Genomic DNA, 22,371 nt, shown 5'->3' on the forward strand with positions numbered 1-22,371 from the left:
AATCAGTTCCCGGCGCCCATTACTTGGCTTTGACGCGGCGCACGTGCTCTTCCAGCTCGGCGAACGACGGGCGTTCAGTCGAGAAGAGCACCTTGCGGCCGAATTCGACGGCAATCGCCGGCGCATAGCCATTCAGACTGGCGAGGATCGTCACCTTGATGCACTGGAACATCTTGGTTGACTCGGTCACGCGCTGTTCGGCGACGCTCGCGAGCGGTCCGATCAGCCCGTACGAAAGCAGAATCCCGAGGAAGGTGCCGACCAGCGCCTGGGCGATCATCTCGCCGAGCACTGCGGGCGGCTTGTCGGCGGAAGCCATGGTGTGCACCACGCCCATCACCGCGGCCACGATCCCGAACGCCGGCATCGCGTCGCCGACCTTGTTCAGGGCGTGCGCGGGCGCCTCGCCTTCCTGGTGATGCGTCTCGATCTCCTCGTCCATCAGGCTTTCGATCTCGAACGCGTTCATGTTGCCGCCGACCATCAGACGCAGGTAGTCGGTCAGGAATTCGATGATGTGATGGTCGGCGAGAATCTTCGGGTACTGGGTGAAGATCGGGCTCTTCGACGGATCGTCGATATCGGCTTCCAGCGTCAGCGTGCCTTCCTTGCGCGCCTTGGCCAGCAGGACGTAGAGGAGCGCCATCAGCTCCATGTAGACGTCCTTGTTGTACTTCGCGCCCTTGAACAGGGTCGGGATGACGCGCAGTGTCGCCTTGATCGTCTTCATCCCGTTGCCGAGAATGAATGCGCCGACGCCGGCGCCGACGATCATCAGCACTTCGACAGGCTGCAACAGCGCGCCGAGATGGCCGCCTTCCAGCGCGTAACCGCCGAAAACGGACAATAGCGTCACGAGTGTTCCCACGAAAATCAGCACTGCCGAGCCCTCACAAAGAAGCGACGGTGACCGTCGTTAATCTGGTTTACGGCAACGGAGCAGAAAACTTTGGCGGAAAAGCGGCTCGTCGCTCCGGTGTAAACCAGAGGCGGGTTAAACCGGCCCGGCCGGGTCCCGCGTTGGCGGATCGGGCTGGAAAGCCCGCCGAATGGGGATGCGGGCGTGTGAAACGACCTGTGCGCCGGATTGCGGGCTAAAGGCCGGCACCGCCCTACGGCTCAAATTTCGAGCGCGGCGAGGCTTTCGCGGGCCCGGGCGTCGGCAAATTTCTTTGTCTTACCCGCGCGCGACGGCGGCTGGCACAACCCGCAAACAAAGGCGTGCTGCGGATCGTGGGCATGCGCGACAAAATGTCCGCCGCACCGGCAGCAGGCGGTCATTTGCAGCATTCCGGAGTCGAAGAAGCGCACCAGCGTCCAGGCGCGCGTGAGACTGAGCACGGGCTCGTCGTCGTGCAGCTGGACGTGTTCCAGATAGAGCCGGTAGCTCTTCACAATCGACTGGATCGTCGGACAGCCGCCGTGGCCGGCCATGAAACAGTAGATGTTGTAGAAAAGCGATGAGTGAAAGTTCGGCTGCCAGGTCATGAACCAGTCGGTCGAAAACGGCAACATGCCCTTGGGCGGCGACACCCCTTTCAGCTCCTTGTACAGCTTGATCAGCCGGTCGCGCGACAGGCTGGTTTCCGCTTCCAGCAATTGCAAACGCGCACCGAGCTCGATCAGCTCGATGGCGAGGGTAATTTCCCTGACTTCCTGCACAACGCTCTTATAGGCCATCCGCTTGCAATTCCCCAATCCTGATCGCTTTACTTGAACCAAAAGCTGCCATCAGCTGAGTTGCTCGACTGGCTGGCTTGCCATCAGGATCGCGGAATGCGCCTGGGCCACGGCGCTCGATTTGCCTTTGTCCGCAAGGGCGGACAGTACGGCATGGTCATCGAAACGGAAACGGCACAACACCTGATTGGACGCCGCCAGCTTCACGGTCTGCGCCAAAGACAGGTTGGCGAGGACGTCGGCCAGCTGGTCCGAAATCCCCATGCGAAACATGCCCATAGGCTTGTCTTCGCGCAGCAGACGCTGGGCGAGCAGGAGATAAGAAAGATTGACTTCTCTGATCTCATTGAGCATTTCGCTTGTCGCGCTCATGATTCCCCCGGGTGTATCTGGCTGGTCAGGCCGTTACGGAAACGTTTGCTCGAACGCGCGCACTTAAACCGCACGAATCGGCTCGTTTCTGGTCTTGGGAGCATTGTGTCGAAAGGGGGAGCGGACGAAAATCGGACAGACACCCTGCCTGTTTGACGGATTAATCCGTCATTCGTGTAGGAATTATTCCTACACGGAGGGGTCAGAAAGAAGGCTGAAGCAGCGGAAGTGGCGCTCAGCTTGAGGCCGACGATGCGTTTTGGCTATTTCTTCAGCAGAAATGTGAACCAAACGGTGAGTCTTGAGTGACTCACGATCCGCACCTTGTAGTGGTGAGAAAGAATTATAAGACGTTTTCACTTCTGTGCAACGCGCGTGATGTAGGGCGCGTTTCAGCCCCCGGGACCGCCCCTTGCTGATGTTCCTTTAGCGTTCGGATGCCCATCCTGTCGTGCTTGCCGACTATCGGGACACCCTCCTGCCGACCTGTAACGCATCATGTTTCGCGCTGTAACAACATTAAGCGTTTGAAAAATAACTCGAATTAGCGCGGCCGATCCCGATAATGAAGCTAAGGGATTACCCGATGCAGGTTCGGAACACCCCCGGGCGGCGGCTTACCGCGCCCAACCGTCCGTCAGGCATTCGCTCCTCGCTCGACCCGAGCGCCGTTGTGCGAAGCCGTTTTGAACAGGAGAAACGCATGCGAATCGCACAAATTGCGCCGCTGTATGAAGCTGTCCCGCCGAAACTCTACGGCGGCACCGAACGTGTCGTCTCGTACCTGACCGAAGCGCTGGTCGATCTCGGCCACGACGTCACGCTGTTTGCAAGCGGCGACTCGGTCACCTCGGCGAACCTCGATGCGTGCTGGCCGCGGGCGCTGCGCCTCGATCCGACGATTCGCGATGCGCTGGCTCCGCACGTCCTGATGATGGAAAAGGTGCGCAAGGTCGCGCATGAGTTCGACGTGCTGCACTTTCACCTCGACTACATGCCGTTCCCGCTCTTCACGACCATGGACACGCCGTTCGTGACGACGCTTCACGGCCGTCTGGACTTGCCGGAGCTGCAACCGGTGTTCGACGCGTTCTCGAACGTGCCGGTGGTGTCGATCTCGGATTCGCAGCGCGTGCCGCTGCCCCAGGCCAACTGGCTGAATACGATTTATCACGGTCTGCCGGAGCAACTGCTCACTCCGCAGGCGCACAAGAAGCCGGAATACCTGGCGTTCCTCGGCCGAATCTGTCCGGAGAAGCGCGTCGATACAGCTATCAAGATCGCTGCACAAAGCGGTTTGCCGCTGAAGATCGCCGCCAAGGTGGACAAGGTCGACCAGGAATACTTCAAGAAGGAAATCGAACCGCTGCTCTCCATGGCGCACGTGGAGTTCGTCGGCGAGATCAACGAGGCGCAAAAGCCCGAGTTCCTGTCGGGCGCCAAGGCGCTGCTGTTCCCGATCGACTGGTCGGAGCCGTTCGGTCTCGTGATGATCGAATCGATGGCGTGCGGCACGCCGGTGATCGCCTTCAACCGCGGTTCGGTGCCGGAAGTGATCGACCACGGCGTGACCGGCTACATTGTCGAGGACGTTCAAGGCGCGGTAGCCGCGCTGCAGCGTCTGGACGAACTGTCGCGCACCGAGATTCGCGCGCAGTTCGAGCGCCGCTTCAGTTCGAAAACAATGGCCCAGAATTACGTTGACGGCTATTCGGCACTGATCGAAGCGACGCGCCGCCCGATGCTGCGCCGGGTTGCGGTGGGTTGAGCGATGGGCTTAAGTGGCTGAGGTTTTTATCCGCTCAGCCGCTTAAGTCGTGCTTCTGCCGCTTACGCCGTTTTCTCGCCGTTTTCCGATTCGCACGCCAATCATGAGTAAATTTGCCTGGTGAATCGTTTGCGCGAACGCTTAGCTAGAGTTAACCCGCTTCTACTACGGAAAAGCCGCCTCTCAAGGGCGGCTTTTTTAATTCAGCCATGGATGCGCTTCCATCCCGGATTAGCGCGACGCGAATAAACAACCCGGCGCCGTTCAACCTTCAGTTGGCTTTCGCCCGGACTACAGAGCATTCAGGCCGCGCCAATCAGAAAGCGTTCGCGATTCTTACCGACAATCCACTTTGGCGGTTTGCCGCGTCCGCTCCAGGTATTGCCCGATTTCGGATCCTGGTACTTGGCCGGCAGCGGCGCCTTCTTCGGCGGGCGTCCACGCTTGGCGGCCACCGCAAAGCCGAGGTCTTGCGCGGTCAGACCGTATTCAGCGATCTTTTGGCGGATGTCGGCGACAACATTGTCGACTTCAGTACGACGGGCTTCGTCTGCCTGTGCCTGCAATTTGGCAATCTGTGCCTTGAGGTCTGCATATTGAGACATATCGGTTCTCCCCTTTTTAGAACTCATTCGCTCGCAGACTAGCTGCAATTATAAAAATTCGCAATGGACAATAATACCGATTTAGGAAGAAATCATCTGATAATTATTAAGCGTCGATGAATTGTAAAACGAGATCTTTATCGGGTAATAATAGGTAAAGGCGACTCCACTTTGACAATTCTTGACACCTAATCCGGCTGTCTTTCCCTAGAATTGCGCGCTCAATGGCATGCACTAGCGCTTAGCGTTCATGCCACTCCAAGCGTCAAACATTTTAGGATTACCAATCATGCAGTTGTCAAAGCGCCTTGCTGCCGAGCTGTTCGGCACCTTCTGGCTCGTGCTCGGGGGCTGCGGCAGCGCCGTCCTCGCCGCTAACTTCGCCGGCCCGGTCCACGGCCTCGGCATCGGTTTCGTGGGCGTCTCGCTCGCCTTCGGCCTCACTGTCCTGACAATGGCGTATGCGATCGGCCACATCTCCGGCTGCCACCTGAATCCGGCGGTGAGCGTCGGCCTGACCGTCGCCGGCCGCTTCCCGGCCCGCGACCTGGTGCCGTACATCGTCGCGCAAGTGATCGGCGCGGTGCTGGGTGCGCTGGTGCTGTCGTTGATCGCCTCGGGCAAGCCGGGCTTCGACCTCGTTGCCAGCGGGTTCGCCAGCAACGGCTACGGTGAGCGCTCGCCGGGCCATTACTCGCTCGTAGCGGCATTCATTTGCGAAGTGGTGATGACCGGCTTCTTCCTGTTCGTCATCCTCGGCGCGACCGACAAACGCGCGCCGGCTGGTTTCGCGCCGATCGCCATCGGTCTGTGCCTGACGCTGATTCACCTGATCTCGATTCCGGTTACCAACACGTCGGTCAACCCGGCGCGCTCCACCGGTCCGGCGCTGTTCGTCGGCGGCGCAGCGGTCGATCAGTTGTGGATGTTCTGGGTCGCACCGATTATCGGCGCGGTGATCGCAGGTGTGCTGTACCCGCTCGTCGCCGAAAGCCGCCGCGGCAATTCGCAGGAACTGGCGCTCGACTGATCGGCGAGTGCGCTGGGTGTGCCTGGGTGTGCATACCCTGGGCAATCAAAGCGGGCGCTACGGCGCCCGTTTCGTTTTTGCGCACAATGCGGGCAGGCCCACGGCCTGCCGATAACCCGCTGCTAGAATCGTGCGACTTCCCAAGCTCGCACAGGTGCTACTGATGACCCGTTTCCGCGGATTCCTGCATGGCGTCGCACTCTCCATCGGCGGTTTGTGTGCAGGCGTGCTGGCGTTACCCGCGGCCCATGCGGTGGACAGCAATACCGAAACGCTCGTATTCGTGCGCCACGGCGAGAAACCCGCCAAGGGTTACGGCCAGCTCAATTGCCAGGGGCTCAACCGCGCGCTGGCCCTGCCGGCCGTGATCGCCGCCAAGTTCGGCAAACCGGATGCGATCTACGCACCCGATCCCGGCCAGCAAAAGGACGACAGCGGTCATCCCTATTACTATGTCCGGCCGCTTGCGACCATCGAGCCGACCGCCATCCAGTTCCAGATGCCGGTGCAAACGCCATACGGCTTCGCCCAGATCGATCAACTCGGCACAGCGCTCGTCAATCCGGCCAATCGCAACAAACTGATTGTCGTTGCGTGGGAGCACAAGCTGATCGTGAAGTTGCTGCGCCAGATGATGAGCACGCATGGCGGCAATGCCGCCGATGTCCCCAACTGGCAAAGCGACGACTTCGACAGTATTTATATCGTTCGCCTCAACTGGCAAAACGGCACGGCCCACGCCACGTTCAAGCTTGACCGCCAGGGGTTGAACGGCCGCGCTGCGGATTGCCCATGCGCGGCGCTGCCGGGAGCGCCTTCCGCGGCTGCGGCGGGTGCTTCCTCTGGCTCGGCTGATTAATTGGGTAATACAGATGTAAGCCGCGATTACGGGCGCAGCCGTCCGAATGCTGCAATAGACTATGGGAACTGGATGCCGGCTCGTCCCAGGAAGCCGGGGGGCCTTATTTGACGGGGCTTCGGCCGGAAAACGCATACCGCGTGTTGCGTTCGAATGTTCCTTCTATTGCCTTTCAAACCCTGCGACGATGCTTGCAGTCCGTAACATCTCGTCTCACTAATCAGCGACCGGAATGCGTAGATTGGTCCTGTGCGACAAACATACGTCGCCTCACAGGAGAACAACATGAAACGCATCGTCACTCACTTGCTGGTTGCTGCTGGACTCGCGGCGGGCGCATGCGGTGTCGCGCAAGCCCATACGGATCTGAATATCGGCCTGTCGCTCGGCGCACCGGTTTATGCCCAGCCTGCACCCGCCTACGCAGCGCCGCAGCCGGTGTACTACGGCAACGGCGGCTGGGACCACCGCTACGACCGCGGCGGCTACTATCGCGACGACCACCGGGATAACCGCGGCTGGAATCACAACGACCGCCACTGGGGTCACGATGACCACGGCGATCGCCGTGGCGGGTGGCACGGCTAATCGTAGCGCTGGCTCGTAAGGCCTTCGCCTGGGGAGGCGAACAACCGGCCCGCATCCACGAAAGAGGATGCGGGCCGGTCCGTTTTCAGGACATCAGTTCGTCGTCGAGCGAGAACAGTTTGCGCAGATGGTGCGCCACGCCCGCTTCGAAGTTGTTGCCGATGCGCGGCACGTTTGGCAGACGCGTGATGAGATCGGGATTGGCGTTGTTCATCATGAACGGATGGCCGGCTGTCTCCAGCAGGTCGATATCGTTCATGTTGTCACCGAACGCCACGCAGTGCGAGGCATCGACGCCGAGGCGCTCGAGCACGATCTGCAAAGCACGGCCCTTCGATACGTTCGACGTCATCACCTCAAGGCAATCCGGCAGCGAATAGGTGACGTACAGCGCGTCGCCAAATTCGCGCGCCAGGTTGGCCGAGATTTGCGCGAGATCGGCAGGGTCACCGATGTAGAGGACCTTGGCAATGTCGACGCCGTCGTGTTTCAGCAGGTCGGTGACCTCGTAGGTGAAGCCGGAATCCTGATGGAATTTCAGCAGGTCCGGCGCATCGCGGTCGATCAACCACGCCTGGTCGGCGAACAGGTTGACGATCACACGTCCGTGCTCGCCGACGATTTCCGGCAGCACCAACCGCTGCACGATGGCCGGTGGCAGGTCGTCGGCGTGGATCACGGTGTTGTCCGGCGCGTGAATGCGCGCACCGTTCGACGTGATCAGGTACGGCTCGATGCCCAGCAGGTCGCGAATGCCCGCAACGTCGCTATAGTGGCGCCCCGTGGCGATCACGAAATGCAGCCCGTCGCTTTCCAGCTTACGCACGGTGGCGATCGTGAACGGGTCCACCTGGTGATCGGCGTTGAGCAGCGTACCGTCGAGATCCGTGGCAATGACTTTGTACATAGTGTGGGCAGCCGGGCAGCGTCAAAGATCGCATTTTACCGTTGTGCGCCGGATCCGAGAGATCGCTCCCGGCGCGCCCGGCGATTCTCAACCGCCGATGCGAGCCGCTTCGCGCCGCGCCAACTGCAAACCGCCGTGTGCCGAGTCCGCCAACGGCTCGCGCAAACGGGCTTGATAGCTCTGCGGCACGTACTCGCGCAAGGGTGCGCCGAGACCGCCGCACAGCGCGACCGGCAGGGTCTCCGAAGGGTCGAGCGCGGCAATCATCTTGCCCACTTCCAGGCCGGCTTCGCCGAGCAAACGCGCGGCAAACGGATGCGTGCGATGTGCAAAGACGATCGGCGCGAGCCTTGCGTAAGCGGTTTGATTGGCTTCGCACAGCCAGACCACGAGGCTGTCGCTGTCATGTGCGCCGGTGTGGGCGAGCAGCGCCTGCGCCAGATCGTCGTTGGGTACACGGCCGTCGACCGCCTGCTGGGCGTACACGATGGCTCGCAGCCCAAGCCACGCGCCGCTCGCCTCGTCACCCGATGGGTAACCGAAGCCGCCGGCAGTTCGGCACTCGCCGTTGCCGTCAAGCACAGCCGCCTGACTGCCGGTGCCAAGTGCGACGACCACGCCCTGCGCGCCGCCGTGCGCACCAAGCAAGGTGGTGTACACATCGCTTTCCACCGCAAGCCCGGCTACCGTCGGCGCCTGCGCGCGAAACGCAGCCAGCCAGTCGCGATTATTGACCCCTGCCAACCCGCAACCGAGTACGCAGCGCGCCCAGTCCAATGACATGTCGGCCCGTGCGAATGCGGCGGCGCAGCCGGCCTCAATGGCCTGCCACGCGCGTTCCACGCCGAGACCCAGCCCCGAGGGGCCGCTCGCCGCCTGCGCCAGTTCACGGCCCTGCGCATCGCCGAGTACGACTCGCGTACCCGTGCCGCCGCCGTCAATGCCGATCAGAAAGAGGTCTTTATTCATCGAATCGAGTGAGTTCAGGTGGTGAATAACGCATAGCGTGGCAGGTCAGTTTCAATCCCGCAATCGGCCGAATGGCCAGCTTGCGACGCGCACGACTTCCGCTATGCTGACGGACGACATGACAACGCGGGAGCGCAAAAGTGACACAGCGATGCAACTGGGTATCGAGCGAAGCGCTCGCACACTACCACGACACCGAGTGGGGCGTGCCCTCGCGCGACGATCAGCATTTGTTCGAACTGCTTGTACTGGAAGGCGCCCAGGCAGGCTTGTCATGGTCGACGATTCTCAATAAGCGAACCGGCTACCGCCGCGCCTTCGCCGACTTCGACATCGACAAGGTTGCGCGCTTTACGCCCAAACATGTGGACGCGCTGGTGCTGGACGAAAGTATCGTGCGCCATCGCGGCAAGATCGAGTCGGCCATTACCAACGCGCGCGCCGTGCAGCAGATTCAGGCCGAGCACGGCTCGCTCGCCAACTTCGTATGGTCGTTCGTCGATCAGACGCCGATCCAGAACGATTGGGCATCGTATAAACAGGCGCCCGCATCGACCGAAATTTCGGACGCGCTCAGCAAGGGGCTGAAGCGCTATGGCTGCAAGTTCGTCGGCTCGACGATCTGCTATGCGTTCATGCAGGCAGTCGGCATGGTGAATGACCACGAGGCGAGCTGCATGTGCCGCGCGCGATGCGCGGCGCTTGGCAAGAAGGGACGCAATCGCAAGGCCGGCTGAAGCAGCGCAGCGGCAGCGGTTGGTAGCGCCTGGCGTAAAGCGTCTGAGGCGCCGCTCACGTTCCGGGCGAACGCCGGCCATCCGGTAAAGCCCTGTCTACGCTTTTCACGCGGGCAGTCGTTATAGAGATGGTGAGCGCTGGCCGCCACGGTGGCGGACGGTGTCGCCAGACCGGCATAAGCGGCAGAAAGGGCAAACAAGCCAAACCCGGGAATTGAAGGCTTTTCGCATTGCTAGTCCGGGCTTCATTAATTGGCGCTTATCCGATACTGCCGTTCATGCGCTCGAACAACGAATAACCGCTGCGTAACGCATGGGAGACCAACCATGAAAACCCTTAATTTCCTGACCCATCAGGAGATTTTCGACCAGGCCGTGGACCATCTGCTCGGCCAGAAACGCGCCGCCTTGCTACCGCGTGGCGGCGGCGCATACCGCGGCTACTGCGGCGGTTGCCCGGTCGGCAGCTTCATCAAGCCGCGCGACTACATGACTGCGATGGAAGGCGTTCCAGTGCGCTACATCGGCCGCGCGGCCACTGAGGTGCCTGCGTATATGGATGCCGGCATCTCTGCGCTCAAAAAGGCGCTCCTGCGCGCTCGCCTCAATGTCTACGACCCCGCCACAATCGCTCTGCTGAGTTGCCTGCAGAACGTGCACGACGTGTTCGGCACGTGGGAATGGCATGAGCGTCTGAGCTCGATTGCCCGGCAATTCGGCCTGTCCGCCGAGCGCCTGAAGAGCGCCGCGTAACGAGCCTCGGTGCGGCGGCAAAAACCCAACGTAAATCGACTCCCAAAAGCAAAACGGCGATGTGGCTTCTTTCGAAGCTCACACCGCCGTTCGGCGTACAGTGCGCGAAATGCAGCGCGAAAAAGCGTGCTTAGTGCAGCTTTTTCGGCAGCATCTGGCTGCGCAGGCGCTTGTGCAGGCGCTTCACAGCAGCAGCCTTCTTGCGCTTACGTGCCGTAGTCGGCTTTTCGTACGATTGACGCTCACGCAGTTCAGCGATCAGGCCATTCTTTTCGATTGCGCGACGAAAGCGGCGAATCGCCACTTCGAACGGCTCGTTTTCTTTCAGAAGAATCGTCGTCATGTAATTCCTAACTCAATCACTTGATAGGGGTAAATTGCGTGGCGGATACCGCTCACGCGCCGGCCCTCCGGTCGTTCCGATTCATGGCCAGTAACAGGCAAACGCGGGATAAATCCCGGCCAAACCACGAATGAAACGAGAGGCATAACGGCCACGGAGGCCGGAAAAGAGAGGTGGGGAGTTCACCGCGGAACGCGGACAGACGTAACGCATATGCCGCGTCTGCTGCCGTTTCGCCAACCTTTCATCAATGAAAAACATTGACGAAACAGGCAAAGATCTCAATTCACTCCCGATGATATCAGGAAACTCTCCATCCTACCAGGGGTTTAGCGATCGCGCCAGGTCTCTGCGCGGGTCAGGCGCTTGCCTCGTCCAGCTCGCGGATATCGGTGCCGGTCAGCATCAGATGGACGGCGGCGGCCAGACTTTTGAGCTGGTCAACCGAGGTCGCGCTGGCAATTGGGGCCGTTACACTCGGGCGGGCGATCAGCCATGCCAGCGCGACCGTGGCTGGCGTGCTGCCGTGCCGCCCGGCGACCCGGTCGAGCGCGTCCAGAATCCGCAAACCACGCTCGTTCAGATACTTCTCGACCCGGCTGCCGCGCGCCTTGTTGGCCAGATCGGCCTGCGAACGGTACTTGCCGGACAGAAAGCCGCTTGCAAGGCTCCAGTACACCACCACGCTGAGCTGATTGGCGAGCGCCACCGGCTCGATGTCGCGCTCATACTCCGCGCGGTCGTACAGGTTGTACTCCGGCTGCAGCAACTGGTACTCGGGCAGCCCATGTTGGCGGGACACGGCGAGTGCTTCCTCGACGCGCGCGCCGCTGTAGTTCGACGCGCCGATCACCCGCACCTTGCCCGCCTCGATCAGCTTCTGATACGCGCCGAGGGTTTCGGCCAAAGGCGTTTCGGTGTCGTCGTCGTGAGAAAAATAGACATCGATGTAATCCGTCTGCAAGCGGCGCAGCGAATCCTCGACTGCCGCCTGAATGTTCGCCGCCGACAAACCCTTGCGCTGCGGGTGCTTCGAAACCTTGGTGGCGAGCACGATCCTGTCGCGCTTGCCGCTCCGCCTGAACCACTTGCCGATGATGGTTTCCGATTCGCCACCCTGGTTTCCCGGCGCCCACGCGGAATAGACATCGGCGGTATCGATAAAGTTGAGCCCCGCATCGACAAATGCATCCAGGATCGAAAAGGAGGTCGATTCATCGGCTGTCCAGCCAAATACATTGCCACCGAACATAAGCGGCGCGACCTCTAATTCGGAACGTCCAATCCGGCGTTTTTGCATGATTTTTCCAGGGTTTGTCACAAGAGGAAAGGAGAATACGCCGTCTTTTCAATACCTGCAGTGGATCTCCCGAACAAGGCTGCAAGCGGCTTGCAGACGGGTAGCGGCCCAACCGGCTCGAAAAACAATTGGGTCGCTATTGCACAAAGTTCCTCAAGTTTTTTTTAGACGCGCCGTCAACCTTCACTGAGGCGGCCAGCAATGAACGAGTGCTTCCGCCGATGCCAACGTGGCGTATTGGGCTCAAGGCTTATTTAGGAGATTTTCATGCTCGGAATCAATAGCAACATCAACTCGCTGGTTGCACAGCAAAACCTTAATGGCTCGCAAAGCGCCCTTTCGCAAGCCATCACCCGTCTGTCGTCGGGCAAGCGCATCAACAGCGCGGCTGACGACGCAGCAGGTCTGGCGATCTCGACGCGTATGCAAACGCAGATCAACGGCCTGAACCAGGGCGTGTCGAATGCGAATGACGGCGTGTCGATGGTTCAAACCGCATCGAGCGCACTGTCCTCGCTGACGTCGAGCCTGCAACGTATCCGCCAACTGGCCGTGCAAGCATCGACCGGTTCGCTGTCGTCGAGCGACCAGGCAGCTCTGCAGAAGGAAGTGGCAGCACAGATCTCTGAAGTGAACCGTATCGCGTCGCAAACGACGTACAACGGCACGAACATTCTGGACGGCTCGGCAGGCAGCCTGACGTTCCAGGTCGGCGCGAACGTTGGCCAGACCATCAGCCTGAACCTGAGCCAATCGATGTCGGCAGCGAAGATCGGTGGCGGCCTGGTGCAAACGGGTCAAACGGTCGGCACGGTCTCGCTCAGCGTGGACTCGGCGGGTGCTTACACGACGGCTGCCAGCCCGGCAATCACGGCAATCAACGTGCTGTCGGACGGCCAGGGCGGCTACACCTTCACCGACCAGAATAACCAGGCGATTGCCGCGACCGTCGCACAAGCAGTTTTCGGCGCAGGCGCAACGGCAGGTACGGGCACGCAAGGTACGGCTCTGGCACTCCAGGCCGCTGCAACGACGACGGCAGGTGCGGGTTCCGCTGCTCAGGCATCGGCAGTCGCACAGATCAACGCGATCAACAGCCCGCCGACGGTTTCGAACCTCGACATCAGCACGGTCACCGGCGCGAACGAAGCGATGGTCTCCATCGACAACGCACTGCAGACCGTCAACAACCTGCAAGCTTCGCTGGGTGCCGCACAAAACCGCTTCACGGCAATCTCGACGTCGCAGCAAGCTGAGTCGACCGACCTGTCGTCGGCACAATCGCAAATCACGGACGCCAACTTCGCACAAGAAACGGCGAACCTGAGCAAGGCGCAAGTGCTGCAACAAGCTGGTATCTCGGTGTTGGCGCAAGCTAACTCGAACCCGCAGCAAGTCCTGAAGCTCCTGCAGTAAGAGCTGACGCAGTAAGGTGATGCGCCGCCCGCAAGTGCGGCGCATCACCGGGTTTCAAGCAACGGGAGGCATGCCTCCCGCTGTGCATTCCGCTTGAGAAGTGATGTAGCATCGCGCACCACCCAATACAGATTTCCAGACGCCCGGAGCCTCTGCATGTCCTCGATCTCAACCACGTCTACTGCTGCGTCGACCGCCGCCGCCAACTCAGCGCTGCAGTCGGCCGCTCAATCGATCATCAGCGGCTCGACCGGCAACTCGTCGATGGACGTGTCGACGCTCGTTACGGCACTCGTGAACGCGAAGACTGCCGGACAAACGGCGGCTCTGGCGGCGCAACAAACCACGGATAGCACCACGTTATCCGCATACGGTGCCCTGAGCTCCGCGCTGAGCGCGTTGCAGTCGGGTATCACGAACCTCGCCAACGGCACCACGCTGTCGACTTTCTCGGCAACCGCCAGCGGCACCGGTCTGACGGCGACAGCCGGTGCGGGCGCCGTGGCCGGCAGCTACTCGGTCGCGGTAACGCAGATCGCCAGCTCGCAGGCATTGTCCTCGGCAGCCTTCGGCGCCACGACACAACTGGGCGCCGGCACGTTGACGGTTTCGCTCGGCGGCAAGTCGATGGACATCAACGTCGACAGCACCAACAACACGCTCTCCGGCATCGCGTCCGCAATCAACTCCAGCAGCAGCAACCCTGGCGTCACAGCGACCATCGTGACCGGTACGGACGGCGCCCACCTCGTGCTGCGCGCGGCGAACACGGGTGCCGCCAACGTCATCAACGTCTCGACCAGCAATGTCACGTCCGACACCGGCCTGTCGAGCCTCGGCGTGACCTCGACTGCCAGCACCACGGGCGGCCAATCGTCGATCACGTCGGCGAATTCGAGCAGTGCCTGGACGCAAAGCGGGTTTGCCCAGGACGCGGAATTCTCCGTCGGCGGAATCGCGGCCAGCAGCTCAACGAACTCCGTGACGAGCGCCATTTCCGGCGTCACGATGAACCTGACAGCGGCATCCGCGGGCACCACGCAGACGCTGACCATTGCGACGGATACCACGTCGCAGAGCACCGCGATTAACAACTTCGTCAGCCTCTACAACACCGTCGTCACGACGATGTCGACGCTCACGTCGTTCAACTCGTCGTCCTCGTCGCAAGGCCCGCTGCTGGGCGACTCGACGCTGCAGACGATCAAGAACGCACTGGCTTCGATCGTGGGCGGCTCCGTTGGCTCGGGCAGCACCGGCACCACGCTGGCGTCGATCGGCATCACGTTGAAGGACGACCCGGCAGACGGCACGATGGTGGTCGACAACACCGCGCTCAGCACCGCCCTGACGGCCAACCCGGCAACGGTCGCCTCGCTCTTCAACTCGACCAACGGCATCGCCGAGCAGCTGAACAGCAGCATTACCACCTTCACGCAGACCGGCGGCATCATCGATACGCGCAACAGCGCGCTGAACGCCGACCTGAAGAGCATCACCACACAGCAAACGGCGCTCGCCGACTACACGGCGCAGCTGACGAGCCAGTATCAGGCCCAGTTCACCGCGCTGAACACACTGATGGCGACAATGAACAACAACTCGCAGTACCTGACCGCCCTGTTCGGCGGCACCAACAGCGCCGGCGCGCTGGCGACCAACAAGAGCTAAGCCATGGCCCCGATCGAAATGAATCAGACGGAGTTGGTCGAACGCCTGCTGTCGATCACACGGGAAATCGAACAGGCGGCCTCGCTGGCCGATTGGCCGGAAGCGGCCCGCCTGACCGAACTGCGTTCGCCGCTGCTGATGTCGCTGTCGGCCAATCAGGAACCGGCCGCGTTGGAAATGATCCGCCGGATTCAGGACATCGACGCAGCGTTGCTCGCCGATGCGGAAACCACCCAGAACGAACTGCACACCGAGTTCGAAGCCGCGATCGGGCGCACCAAGGCCGCAGGCGAATATCAGCGGATGGCTCGCCTGTAAGCGGGCTAAAGGTTCAGCGGCCGCTCCTCGCCCGAACCGAACCGGCCGAACCGCGGGATCGACCCGCTGAAAAGGCTCCGCAGCATTGAACTGCAGTACCAGACAATAAGAACTACGCGCTGAAGTAAGGGCGCGCTCGTTCCCTCAGCCCGCCTCGTGCGGGCTTTTTTCTTGGCGTCCGGCCTTCCGCCGCCGCGCCCCATGCGCTAAACAGGCGGCTTTTTTACCGTCATCTCCGCGCATCGGAAACACCCTCCCGGTCGCACAATTTCCGTCATAGACCATTCTGCGCTGACACCATGACTCTCCTGTACGAGCAGCCGACCGCTGAACACTTGACGCCCGAACAGCAGTTCGAGCATGACATCGCTCTCGTTTTGCAGACAGCGCTGGCGCATCACCACAAGGGGGAGTTCGACGACGCCGAGGCGCTGTATAAGGCGATCCTCGAAGCAATGCCCAGCAACACCGACGTGCAGTACAACCTCGGCGTGCTCTACGTGCAGCGCAGTCGTCCTGTCGAGGCACTGCCACACCTGGAAGCCGCGCTCGGCGGCGCACCGGACAACGGCCAATTCTGGGTTGCCTACATCAACGCATTGATCGACGCAGACCAGACCCAGGCGGCCTGGCTGGCACTGGAGATGGGACAGCAAAGGGGATTGAAGGGGCCGGCAGTCGACGGGCTGATTACGCGGATGGCGCGCGGCGGTACTGGCTTAGCGACCGCCGCCGTCGTACCTGTCGTTGCATCGCCGGAACCCACTGTGACGGTGGCCATTTCGACAAACCGGGATGCCTCGGAGCCCCCAACGGCAGCACTCGATACGCGCCGCCCCTCTCCACAAGAAATAAGCCGCTTCAACACCCTCTACGCCAGGGGCCACGTTCCGGATGCCATCAAGCTTGCACAAAGCCTGACTGAACGATTTCCGTCGAGCGGCCTCGCATGGCGTTGCCTCGGTATCGCTCTGCATAAGGCTGGCCAATACAGCGATTCCGCCGAGCCCCTGAGAAACGCCATAAAGTTTGGTAGCGACGATTCCGACGTTCGGAAGGCGCTGGCCGACTTGCTGCGCTTGCTCGGTCACTACGCCGAGGCAGAAGCCGAGTGCAGAAAACTGCTCGAACTGCATCCGGACCATTCAGAAGGTCATCGTATCCTCGGCATGGTGCTCGCCGGCCTCGGCCGCACCCGTGAAGGGATCGCCGAGTGCCGTCGTGCAACCGAACTCACGCCCGACTACTCGGAGTCACATAGCACGCTGGGCGTCGTGCTGCTTAACGCCGGCGCCACAGACGAGGCCGAGCTATGCTTTCGCCGCGCGCTCGAACTCGATCCCAAAAATGCACCGACGCGCAGCAATCTGCTCTTTACCATCGCGCACAACCCTCACATCGCCCCTGAGCAAATCTACGCCGAACATCGCGAATTTGCCCGGATTCACGAAGCATCGCTACGCTTGCCGAAGCCGCGTCACACGAATAGCCGCGCGCCCGATCGCCAGTTGAAAATCGGCATCGTTTCCGGCGACTTGTTCCGGCACGCAGTCGCCTCCTACCTGATGCCGATCATGGAGCCGCTCGCAAAAGACGAGAGCCTGCAGCTCCATGTCTACTACAACCATGTGCAAGAGGATGACTATACGCAGTGGTTACGCACCCAGGCTGACCAATGGAACATGGTTACTGGCATGTCGGACGAGCAATTCATCGCCAAGGTTCGCGCCGACAAAATCGATATCCTGATCGACCTGAGCGGACATACCGGCCGTAACCGACTGCAGGCGTTCGCGCGCAAGCCCGCGCCGATTCAGGTCAGCTGGATCGGTTACCCGGCGACGACCGGTCTCGACGCGATGGACTACTACCTCAGCGACCGCTTCTTTACGCCGTTCGGCGACATGGAGCAGCAGTTCTCCGAGAAACTCGTGCATCTGGCAGCCATCGGACCGTTCCAGCCGGACCGGAATGCCCCGCCGGTCAACATCCTGCCGGCCATGCATAACGGCTATGTCACGTTCGGCAGTTTCAACCGGTTGAACAAGTTGCGCCCCGACGTGATCGCTGTGTGGGCGAGATTGCTTCGCGAGCTGCCCACTGCCCGGATGGTGCTCGGTTCGATGAACGGCGACGAAGGCGACGAAAACCTCATCAACTGGTTCGTCAACGAAGGCATTTCACGAAACCGCCTGACTTTCCGTCCGCGTTCCCGCGTAGAGGTCTACCTGCAACAACACTTTCAGGTGGACATCTGCCTCGACACCTTCCCCTATACCGGTTCGACGACCGTTCTGAACTCGTTGTGGATGGGCACGCCCACGCTGACGATAGCCGGCAGGACAATGGCAAGCCGGGCAGCGACGGCATGGCTCGCCCATGCGGGTCTCGACGCGTTTGCGGCCGAAGATGCGGATGATTTCGTGGCGAAGGGCGTCAAGCTTGCTTCCGACATTCCCGCGCTCGCCAGCATTCGCACGGCGTTGCGCGAGCGTTGCATGCAGTCGCCGCCGTTCCAGCCGGAAGTTGTCGCAGAAAGCCTTTCACGCGCATTTCGCACGATGTGGCAGCGCTGGTGCGCCGACCTGGCGCCGGCGGCCTTCAGCGCACACGATCCGCGAGCAGCAAGCGGCGATCCGGTTCATACCGCATAACGTCCGTCAAACGTGACCCGGACTAAAAAACAGTAGCGAGGAAACCATGGGCTCAAGCGCTCCTCTTCGTGCGATCGCGTCGCTGGACGACGAACGCATCTATGTGACCCAGCCGCATCTGCCGCCGCTGGCCGAGTTCATGCCGTACCTCGAAAAGATCTGGAACAGCAAGATCCTCACCAATGGAGGACCGTTCCATCAGCAACTCGAAAAGGCGCTCTGCGAGTATCTGGGTGTCGAGCATCTCGCGTTGTTCGCAAACGGCACATTGGCGCTCGTGACGGCGCTGCAGGCGCTGCGCATCAATGGCGAAGTCATTACGACGCCCTATTCTTTCGCAGCGACCGCGCATTCGCTCCTGTGGAACGGCATCAAGCCGGTTTTCGTGGACGTCCATCCGGACACGCTCAATCTGGACCCGGAGAAGATCGAAGCGGCGATCACACCGCAAACCACGGCCATCATGCCGGTGCACTGCTACGGCCATCCGTGTGATGTGAAGGCCATCCAGAAGATCGCCGACAACTACAATCTCAAGGTCATCTACGACGCCGCACACGCGTTCGGTGTGCAAACCGAAGATGGCAGCGTGCTCAAGCACGGCGATCTGTCGATCGTCAGTTTCCACGCCACCAAGGTCTTCAACACATTCGAAGGCGGCGCGATCATCTGCCCGGATGCGAAGACGAAGCAGCGTATCGACCATCTGAAGAACTTCGGCTTCGTGGATGAGGTGACCGTTGTGGCCGCCGGTATCAACGGCAAGATGAGCGAAATCAATGCAGCCTTCGGACTGCTGCAACTGCAACACGTCGACAACGCATTGGCAAAACGCAAGGCGATCGACGCGCAGTATCGCGAGTTGCTGGCTAACGTGCCCGGCATTCGCTGCCTGTCGGACGCGGGCGAAAAAGTCGCGAACTACGCGTACTTTCCCGTTCAGGTCGAAGACGATTTTCCAATCAGCCGCGATGCACTGTATGACCACTTTAAGCAACACGATATCTATGCGCGCCGCTACTTCTACCCGCTGATTTCCGAATTCCCGATGTATCGAGGCCTGCCGTCGTCGCATAAGGACAATCTGAGTGCCGCCAGCGCGGCATCGAAACGGATCTTGTGCCTGCCGATCTATCCCGATCTGAATCCGGCACAGGTTGAACGCATTGTCAGCATCATCGCCGGCATTCAATGATTTGAGCCGGTCTTAAAGCGGAATATGGGCAATGCAAAACATCGTGCTTGTCGGGTCTTCCGGCCACGCCAAGGTCGTTATCGACATCGTTGAAAAGCAGGGGCGCTACCGGATCGCCGGGCTCATCGACGCTTTTCGGGTGACTGGCGAAGAGACCCTCGGCTATCCGGTCCTTGGCGGCGAGTCCGATCTGGCGAGATTGACCGCCGAACACGATCTGCAGGGCGTCATCGTAGCGATCGGCGATAACAGCGTTCGCGCCAAAGTGGTCGCCAAAGTGGCCGACGTCTGCCCGCAATTACCCTTCGTGAGTGCTGTGCACCCTGCAGCGAGCGTCGGCGAAGGGACAAGCATCGGCGCCGGCACGGTTGTCATGGCGGGCGCTGTTATCAATGCCGACTGCCGCGTGGGTCGGTTCTGCATTGTGAACACGAAGGCATCGCTCGACCACGATTGCGTGATGGAGGATTTTTCGAGCCTCGCGCCTGGCGTGACCACCGGCGGCAATTGCCGCATCGGTAGCCACGCCGCCGTGAGCATCGGCGCGGTGTTGCGCCATGGAATCACGATTGGCGAGCACAGCGTGGTGGGCGCCGGATCAATCGTTCTGAAGGCAGTCGACGCTTTTTCAGTGACGTACGGAAACCCCGCGAAGAAAATCCGGGATCGCCAGCAGGGTGACAAATATCTTTAGTCGGAATCTGCCGCCCCCGCTTCACCGCCTGAACCGCCCGCCTCCGCCGCCAAAATGCCGCTGCGGCTGAAACTGCCCACTCGCTCGCGCATTCCCAAGATCGTGCCCCTGCTTAAGCGAGTCGAGCCGCTGCGTCTGGCTGGCGTTCGGCTGAACCGGCTGCCAGCCATCCGCGCTGTGCTGCTCCCAGCCACCGCCCTGATCATGCCGGTAGACGTTGCCGTCGCTGCCCGCATACACATTGCCGTTATTCCACGCGACAGCCTTGCCCGTGTCCTTATTGCCCACGATGCCTTTCGTGCCCGCCTGGTGATCGCCTGAATACGCGTTGCCGGTCACGCCCGCGTCTGCCGCGCCGTAGCGTCCGGTCTGCGCGTTGTAGCCGGCGCGCTGCCTACCCGCCGCATAGTCGCCGGTGCCTTCATTGCCGACCACGCCACCGCGCGCCGCCCCGCGGCGTCCCGTCGACGGATTGCTGAACGAGCCCTGCCGCCCGGCGGCGAAGTTGCCGTTGTACGCGTTCTCGACCGCGCCACGGCTCGCCTGGAAGTGGCCACCGGTATAAGGATTGAATCCGGATGCTGCCGTTCCGGCCCAGCTATTGCCAGTCCAACCGTTCCAGCCGCTCGCGTGCGTCACGGTGCCCTGCCCCCAGCGGCCGTAGATATTGGCCTGGTTGACGTTCGCGTATTGCCAGCTCCATGGGCCGCCGCCCCAATACGGCCCCCAGTACGGCCCCCAGTACGGCGACGGCGCGCCCCACGTGGCGCCGATCGCAAAGCCGAAGGCGAAGCCCACTGTCGTGCCGAGCGCGAAGCCGGCGCCGTAGCCATAGGTGGCCGGGTAGCCGTAGTAGACGTCGCCGACATACGGCGCGTACACATAGCCCGTGCCGTACACAACGGTGCCGTCCGCATTGACAACCACGCCCATGTAGCCCGGTGTATAACCGACCACCACGGTATCCGGCGTCGCCGAATAAACGTGAACGTAGGTCACGTAATGCACGGGCGAAGCGGCCGGAATCGTATAGATCGCGGCCGGTACGGTATCGGCAACATGCCACGGGCCACTCGCCGCGTTCGCGGTGAACCAGATCCCGTTGGCGACCGCGAAGAATTGCGACGGCGCCGTCTGGATCACCGGCGTCGCCGTGTTCACTGCATACGACAAAGACGTGCCCGCGATCCCGACAAACTTCGGCGCGCCGTCATAGACCACCTTCAACGTGGTGGTCTTGCGCGATACGGTTGCTGTCTGCGGGATGGTCACTGCAATCGCCGCTTCTTTGGCCTGCGGTGTGCCGGGCACGGAGACAAGCGCATTCGCGTGCGGGTCGTCGGCAGCGATCTTTGCGAAATCGGCGGGGAGGCTCTTGCCGTCGACGAAAGTCCAAGGGCCGGAGAGGCCCGCTGCGGTGAACCAGCGGCCCGACAGCAGCAGGTAGTAGTGATTGTCGCGTGGCTCGACGAAGAGCGCGTGGTCGGCGTTAGTGACGGAGAGCAGATTCACGCCCTTCACCGGTTGCAGCGCCGGCTTGCCGTTCGTCACCACCAGTTCGGCCGGCTGCGCGGCGACCACCACGTCCGGCGCCTGCGCTGGCTTTTTGCCATCGGCGGGAAGCATCGGATCGGACTTCAGATTGGTCTGCGCGCTTTTCGCCGCGGCGACAAGCTCATTTGACGGTGTCGCGTTCAGATGCCACGGACCGCCGAGCGAATTCGCCTCGTACCAATAGCCCGTGGCATTCAGATGCAACGCGCCGCTCGCGTCCTTGAGCAGCATCGCTCGGGTGTTGATCAGGCGTTGATAGTGCGTGTCGCCGAGCGCACGCCAGTTCGCGTCGCCATCGACCAGCACGAGCAGCGTGGGACGTTCGGCAAAGATGATGTTCGGTACGTTGTTCTGCACCGCGAGGCCCGGTTCGCTGCCTTCGTGGGTGCTGGCGTAACTGGCCTGCAGTTGTTCAAGTGAGGTGATGAGACCGTCTTTGGGTATGCGGGCCTGCAAGGCAGTTTTCACCCCAGCGGCGGCGGAGGGCGTAGCCGGCATGTCGACCTGGTCGAAGACGATATCGAGCAGTTGCACTGTCGAACTCGTCTTGTCGACTTCAGCCCGCGCGGTGAAATGCGCGACGCCGTAGTTCGGCGTGGCGCTCTTCGCGCCGACCGCGAAAGCGGCGCGGCCTTCGATCCGGTTGCCCTGCCACACTTCCACCTGCGGTTGATACAACTCGATGCGCTGCTGTGCGCTATCGAAGTCGCGCGGCCAGACGGTCGGCAGCGGCTGCACCGCGGCGGCGGCGAGCGCCTGCCCGGGTGTGGCGAGTGTCACCGCAAGCGACGTGCAGACACCCGCGAGCAACTGCAAAGACCGCTTCATCGTAGTTTTCATTGTGCATCGCTCCATGAGCATTGACGGCGGGATAGACCGGTCATCAGACGCGGCGGACCCAGTCGGCAAATCAACTGGGCCCCGCTGATCGGCAAGGATGCGAATTCGCTCCTGCTCG

Annotated in this window: 21 protein-coding genes; 12 read left to right on the top strand and 9 right to left on the bottom strand. The window is 61.4% G+C overall.

The window, feature by feature from the left end; all coding sequences use genetic code 11:
- Window positions 1-19 precede the first annotated feature (19 nt).
- The 3 genes from motA to flhD all read right to left on the bottom strand — a co-directional run bounded on the left by motA (window position 20) and on the right by flhD (window position 2,052).
- Window positions 20-880, bottom strand: a complete 861-nt coding sequence (gene motA, locus KHO30_RS29455; protein WP_006050895.1) for a flagellar motor stator protein MotA — start codon at window positions 878-880, stop codon at window positions 20-22.
- A gap of 239 nt (window positions 881-1,119) precedes the next feature.
- Complete coding sequence (flhC, locus tag KHO30_RS29460) at window positions 1,120-1,680, bottom strand: flagellar transcriptional regulator FlhC (RefSeq protein ID WP_054038502.1); 561 nt, start codon at window positions 1,678-1,680, stop codon at window positions 1,120-1,122.
- A gap of 51 nt (window positions 1,681-1,731) precedes the next feature.
- Window positions 1,732-2,052: a flagellar transcriptional regulator FlhD gene (gene flhD / locus KHO30_RS29465; RefSeq protein WP_093640793.1), complete on the bottom strand. Its 321-nt coding sequence runs from the start codon at window positions 2,050-2,052 to the stop codon at window positions 1,732-1,734.
- Between the two features lie 703 nt (window positions 2,053-2,755).
- On the opposite strand from flhD, the gene KHO30_RS29470 reads away from it, so the two are divergent.
- A complete protein-coding gene (locus KHO30_RS29470; RefSeq protein ID WP_154559871.1) occupies window positions 2,756-3,820 on the top strand; it encodes a glycosyltransferase family 4 protein in 1,065 nt (354 codons plus the stop codon).
- Between the two features lie 302 nt (window positions 3,821-4,122).
- Here KHO30_RS29470 and KHO30_RS29475 read toward each other — a convergent pair whose 3' ends face one another.
- The gene (locus tag KHO30_RS29475) at window positions 4,123-4,425 is read right to left on the bottom strand and encodes an H-NS histone family protein (protein ID WP_093640787.1); all 303 of its coding nucleotides are present in this window, start codon (window positions 4,423-4,425) and stop codon (window positions 4,123-4,125) included.
- Window positions 4,426-4,714: 289 nt separating this feature from the next.
- On the opposite strand from KHO30_RS29475, the gene aqpZ reads away from it, so the two are divergent.
- From aqpZ to KHO30_RS29490, 3 genes are all read left to right on the top strand, one after another.
- Window positions 4,715-5,455, top strand: coding sequence for an aquaporin Z (gene aqpZ, locus KHO30_RS29480; RefSeq protein WP_093640785.1), 741 nt, complete (start codon window positions 4,715-4,717; stop codon window positions 5,453-5,455).
- Between the two features lie 163 nt (window positions 5,456-5,618).
- A complete protein-coding gene (locus KHO30_RS29485) occupies window positions 5,619-6,314 on the top strand; it encodes a histidine phosphatase family protein (RefSeq protein ID WP_211703073.1) in 696 nt (231 codons plus the stop codon).
- 285 nt (window positions 6,315-6,599) lie between these two features.
- The gene (locus tag KHO30_RS29490; RefSeq protein WP_211703074.1) at window positions 6,600-6,902 is read left to right on the top strand and encodes a hypothetical protein; all 303 of its coding nucleotides are present in this window, start codon (window positions 6,600-6,602) and stop codon (window positions 6,900-6,902) included.
- 85 nt (window positions 6,903-6,987) lie between these two features.
- Here KHO30_RS29490 and KHO30_RS29495 read toward each other — a convergent pair whose 3' ends face one another.
- Window positions 6,988-7,809: a Cof-type HAD-IIB family hydrolase gene (locus KHO30_RS29495; protein WP_200620180.1), complete on the bottom strand. Its 822-nt coding sequence runs from the start codon at window positions 7,807-7,809 to the stop codon at window positions 6,988-6,990.
- Window positions 7,810-7,896: 87 nt separating this feature from the next.
- A complete protein-coding gene (locus tag KHO30_RS29500; RefSeq protein WP_200653784.1) occupies window positions 7,897-8,778 on the bottom strand; it encodes a glucosamine kinase nucleotide-binding domain-containing protein in 882 nt (293 codons plus the stop codon).
- Window positions 8,779-8,918: 140 nt separating this feature from the next.
- Here KHO30_RS29500 and KHO30_RS29505 point away from each other — a divergent pair, with 140 nt between their 5' ends.
- Window positions 8,919-9,515 (top strand): DNA-3-methyladenine glycosylase I, encoded by a 597-nt coding sequence (locus KHO30_RS29505; protein WP_200653785.1) that lies wholly within the window; start codon window positions 8,919-8,921, stop codon window positions 9,513-9,515.
- A 327-nt stretch (window positions 9,516-9,842) separates the two neighbouring features.
- Window positions 9,843-10,268: a hypothetical protein gene (locus KHO30_RS29510; protein WP_093640769.1), complete on the top strand. Its 426-nt coding sequence runs from the start codon at window positions 9,843-9,845 to the stop codon at window positions 10,266-10,268.
- Between the two features lie 130 nt (window positions 10,269-10,398).
- Here KHO30_RS29510 and rpsU read toward each other — a convergent pair whose 3' ends face one another.
- The gene (gene rpsU / locus KHO30_RS29515) at window positions 10,399-10,611 is read right to left on the bottom strand and encodes a 30S ribosomal protein S21 (RefSeq protein WP_006050883.1); all 213 of its coding nucleotides are present in this window, start codon (window positions 10,609-10,611) and stop codon (window positions 10,399-10,401) included.
- A gap of 358 nt (window positions 10,612-10,969) precedes the next feature.
- Entirely contained in the window at window positions 10,970-11,911 is a 942-nt protein-coding gene (locus KHO30_RS29520) for an aldo/keto reductase (protein ID WP_211703075.1), read from the bottom strand.
- A 267-nt stretch (window positions 11,912-12,178) separates the two neighbouring features.
- Between KHO30_RS29520 and KHO30_RS29525 the strand changes: the two genes are divergently transcribed.
- The 6 genes from KHO30_RS29525 to KHO30_RS29550 all read left to right on the top strand — a co-directional run bounded on the left by KHO30_RS29525 (window position 12,179) and on the right by KHO30_RS29550 (window position 19,859).
- Window positions 12,179-13,327, top strand: coding sequence for a flagellin (locus KHO30_RS29525; protein WP_200653787.1), 1,149 nt, complete (start codon window positions 12,179-12,181; stop codon window positions 13,325-13,327).
- Window positions 13,328-13,483: 156 nt separating this feature from the next.
- Entirely contained in the window at window positions 13,484-14,998 is a 1,515-nt protein-coding gene (gene fliD / locus KHO30_RS29530; protein WP_211703076.1) for a flagellar filament capping protein FliD, read from the top strand.
- 3 nt (window positions 14,999-15,001) lie between these two features.
- Window positions 15,002-15,316, top strand: coding sequence for a flagellar protein FliT (locus KHO30_RS29535; RefSeq protein WP_200620174.1), 315 nt, complete (start codon window positions 15,002-15,004; stop codon window positions 15,314-15,316).
- 308 nt (window positions 15,317-15,624) lie between these two features.
- The gene (locus KHO30_RS29540; protein WP_425312924.1) at window positions 15,625-17,970 is read left to right on the top strand and encodes an O-linked N-acetylglucosamine transferase, SPINDLY family protein; all 2,346 of its coding nucleotides are present in this window, start codon (window positions 15,625-15,627) and stop codon (window positions 17,968-17,970) included.
- A gap of 46 nt (window positions 17,971-18,016) precedes the next feature.
- The gene (gene vioA, locus KHO30_RS29545; RefSeq protein WP_211703078.1) at window positions 18,017-19,165 is read left to right on the top strand and encodes a dTDP-4-amino-4,6-dideoxy-D-glucose aminotransferase VioA; all 1,149 of its coding nucleotides are present in this window, start codon (window positions 18,017-18,019) and stop codon (window positions 19,163-19,165) included.
- Between the two features lie 31 nt (window positions 19,166-19,196).
- Window positions 19,197-19,859 (top strand): acetyltransferase, encoded by a 663-nt coding sequence (locus KHO30_RS29550; protein WP_211703079.1) that lies wholly within the window; start codon window positions 19,197-19,199, stop codon window positions 19,857-19,859.
- A gap of 21 nt (window positions 19,860-19,880) precedes the next feature.
- On the opposite strand, the gene KHO30_RS29555 is transcribed toward KHO30_RS29550, so the two are convergent.
- Window positions 19,881-22,253 carry a carbohydrate-binding family V/XII gene (locus tag KHO30_RS29555; RefSeq protein ID WP_211703080.1) on the bottom strand — a complete coding sequence of 791 codons (2,373 nt, stop codon included), beginning with the start codon at window positions 22,251-22,253 and terminating at the stop codon, window positions 19,881-19,883.
- Between the last annotated feature and the right edge of the window lie 118 nt (window positions 22,254-22,371).

Origin of the sequence: Paraburkholderia aspalathi, from assembly GCF_905220735.1 — a bacterium.
Lineage (GTDB): Bacteria > Pseudomonadota > Gammaproteobacteria > Burkholderiales > Burkholderiaceae > Paraburkholderia > Paraburkholderia aspalathi.